The organism is uncultured Psychrobacillus sp. (assembly GCF_938022135.1).
Classification (GTDB): Bacteria; Bacillota; Bacilli; order Bacillales_A; family Planococcaceae; genus Psychrobacillus.
In genome coordinates this window covers 1-3,340 of the sequence record NZ_CALIED010000037.1, presented here as the reverse complement: position 1 = coordinate 3,340, position 3,340 = coordinate 1, and the positions used below count along the sequence as shown (strand labels likewise).

Annotated in this window: 2 protein-coding genes; both read right to left on the bottom strand. The window is 37.0% G+C overall.

Going from position 1 to position 3,340, the window contains the following annotated elements; genetic code table 11:
* Positions 1-128: 128 nt before the first annotated feature.
* Positions 129-2,024 (bottom strand): PrkA family serine protein kinase, encoded by a 1,896-nt coding sequence (locus tag Q0371_RS08205; protein ID WP_169360167.1) that lies wholly within the window; start codon positions 2,022-2,024, stop codon positions 129-131.
* A 142-nt stretch (positions 2,025-2,166) separates the two neighbouring features.
* Positions 2,167-3,051, bottom strand: coding sequence for a DUF4349 domain-containing protein (locus Q0371_RS08200; protein ID WP_298470203.1), 885 nt, complete (start codon positions 3,049-3,051; stop codon positions 2,167-2,169).
* Between the last annotated feature and the right edge of the window lie 289 nt (positions 3,052-3,340).

The following is a 3,340-nucleotide window of genomic DNA, read 5'->3' as shown; positions in this document are numbered from 1 at the left end:
GAAAAGCGAGGAGGCAGCTCCTCAGCCACCGGAGCTTTTATCCATTTGACCCCGAGGATAGTTACAATCCAAATTAGTATAAAAAAAACAAGACCAATGAAACATATTAGTCTTGTTTTTTCATGGCTTTATCGATTAAGAAGACTTCCTACATAACGTAATAATTCATTGGCTGAAGTAGAATTATATCCGTGTTCATCAATCAATCTAGCAACTACTTCGTTTATCTTTTTCAAATGAGCTTCATCTGGCGTTTTCGTAGATGTAGTAATTTTCACTACATCTTTTAAATCAGCAAATAGTTTCTTTTGAATTGCTTCTCTTAGGCGTTCATGGGAATTATATTCGAAACGCTTCCCTTTTCTTGCATAGGCTGAAAGGCGAATTAATATCTCTTCTCGGAATCCTTTTTTTGCATTTTCAGATATGCCTATTTGTTCTTCTATGGAGCGCATTAATTTTTCATCTGGGTTCATCTCTTCGCCAGTTAATGGATCTCTCATTTTGTTCTTGTTACAAAATGCTTCAACATTGTCCAAATAATTATTCATTAGCGTTATTGCCGACTCCTCATATGAGTAAACAAAAGCCTTCTGAACTTCTTTTTTAGCAATCTCATCGTATTCTTTTCGTGCAATAGCAATATAGTTTAAATACTTTTCTCGATCCTCTTCAGAAATAGAAGCATGCTGATCAAGACCTTCTTTTAACGCACGTAAAACGTCTAATGCATTTATAGAAGGGATTTCTTTTCTTATAATGGCGGAGGAAATGCGATTAATCACATATCGCGGATCAATTCCATGCATTCCTTCCGTAGTAAATTCTTTTTTAAGCTCTTCAACATCAATTTCATTAAAACCTTCAATGTTTTCCCCATCATACAACTTCATTTTCTTCACTATATCGATTCCTTGTTTCTTTGGATCCTCTAATCTTGTGAGTATAGAGAATATAGCTGCCGCCCTTAAGGCATGGGGAGCGATATGGACATGGTTCATATCACTTTCTTTAATCATCTTTTCATAAATTCTTTCTTCCTGGCTAACCTTCAAGTTATAAGGAATTGGCATTACAATAATACGTGAATGTAGCGCCTCATTCTTTTTATTAGAGATAAACGAACGATATTCCGTTTCATTGGTATGGGCTACAATCAGCTCATCTGCACTGATAAGCGCGAAACGACCAGCTTTGAAATTACCCTCCTGTGTTAGAGATAGTAGATGCCACAGGAATTTTTCATCCAGCTTCAGCATCTCCTGAAATTCCATCATTCCTCTATTAGCCTTATTTAGCTCCCCATCAAATCTATATGCTCTTGGATCAGATTCAGACCCAAACTCAGCAATTGTTGAAAAGTCAATGCTTCCAGTTAAATCAGCGATATCTTGAGATTTTGGATCAGATGGAGTAAAAGTACCTATCCCTACCCTTTTGTCCTCTGAAAAGAAAATCCTCTCCACTAAGACATCTTCTACTTTACCGCCATACTCCTGCTCCAGCCTCATCGAGTTCAGAGGTGATAGACTACCTTCTATTCGAATTCCGTATTCCTCAAAAAAGTCTTCTCGAAGATGAGTTGGGATTAAATGAAGCGGATCCTCATGCATAGGGCACCCTTTAATAGCATAGACAGCACCCTTATCAGTTCTTGAATATTCCTCAAAACCTCTCTTCAACAATGTAACAATAGTAGATTTACCACCACTCACGGGACCCATCAACAATAAAATTCTTTTCCGAACATCTAAACGCTTTGCTGCCGGATGGAAATACTCTTCTACCAGACGCTCTAACGCTTCGTCTAAACCAAACATTTCCTGTTCAAAAAACTTATAGCTTTTCTTTCCATTTTCATCCGAATGCCCCGCACTTTTAATCATGCTGTATACTCTTGCATGTGCAGTTTGAGCAACTTCTGGTCTTTCTTTCAGAATCTCCAAGTATTCCCTGAACGTACCTTCCCATTTCAGCTGGTTTTCCGCTTCTCGATAACCTTTAACCTTACTTAAGATATCCATGTTTCCCTCCATTCAGGGGCATCTTTTATACATAATATGACGGGAAGGAATTAATGATACATATAACTTTGTAGTTGTCTCTTATTTGTTTATACCTATCGCTATTTCATCTCCTTAAATTTTTTCTATTGAATGAAGGTCATTATTTATCTTTCCTTCTTTTTCTTATAAACCAAATACTCAAAAAGGAAACAATACCTATCACTAATAAGACTGGTAAATTGCCTAATAGAAACACTATAATCCCCGATCCAATCATTAATAGCGCATTCACACTTTGAACAAATTGCTTCTTTGTCTTCTCCCATGTGTTTAATTCCTTATTTTCAATACTTGGTACGATTACGCGATCCTCATAAAAGTTCAGCTCTATTGTGGAAAAGGAAGTTTGATTATCCAAATATTTAATCTTCCCAACTATTACTTCTATTTCTTCTTGTACTTTTGCCAAGTCAGCTGAAATCTTTAAAAGATCCTCCGTTTTTTCTGCACTTTCCATAAATACTAGCAATCGAGCTTCTACTGCTCTTTTTGATTTTAATCGGGACTCTAAGTCTACATACTGCTCTGTTACGTCTTCCCCCGTTATATTCCTCTCTAATACCTTAGTTACCTGTCCTTCAGCTTCTGATAAAAAAGTCTCAAAATGCTCCTCAGGTACTCTGACAACCATACGTCCATGACTACGAGAATCACTTTCTTGAAAAATATTAGATTCTACAATATATCCGTTATATTTACTTACTTTTTCTGTGATTTTTTCTTGAGCTACCGTTAGTTCTTTGACGTTTGCACTAATATTAGCCTTATGAATAATTTTCCTTTGAGAAATAGTTGGGTTCGTTGTACTTTCCTCTGCTTCAGTAATACTCTCTTCCTTTGAAGAATCCTCTGCCTCACCGATATCATTTGAATACTCTACATCCTTCATAGACTCTGTTACAGCTGCCTTTTCCTCGTCTTGTGCACTGCAGCCAGCTAAAAATATAATAGCTATAAATACTAGAATAATATTAAGTCTAGACACTTCTAAAAACCCCCTTTGTTTTAAATAATAGACGTTTGTGAAGAAACTTCGTTACAACCCTCCCGTTTAGCACACTATCAAGACACTCTACTAGCATATGAGAAATTTTTACTTTTCTTCTAAAAAAGCTTAATAAAATGGAATATTCCGATAGAATATAAGAAAAGCGCAGGCGCCTATTCCTGCCCCGACAGGCAAATGGGGAAAAGCGAGGAGGCAGCTCCTCAGCCACCGCAAACGCTCTTGTTTGCGACGAGCTTGCGCAGGAGCAGCTTTTATCCATTTGACC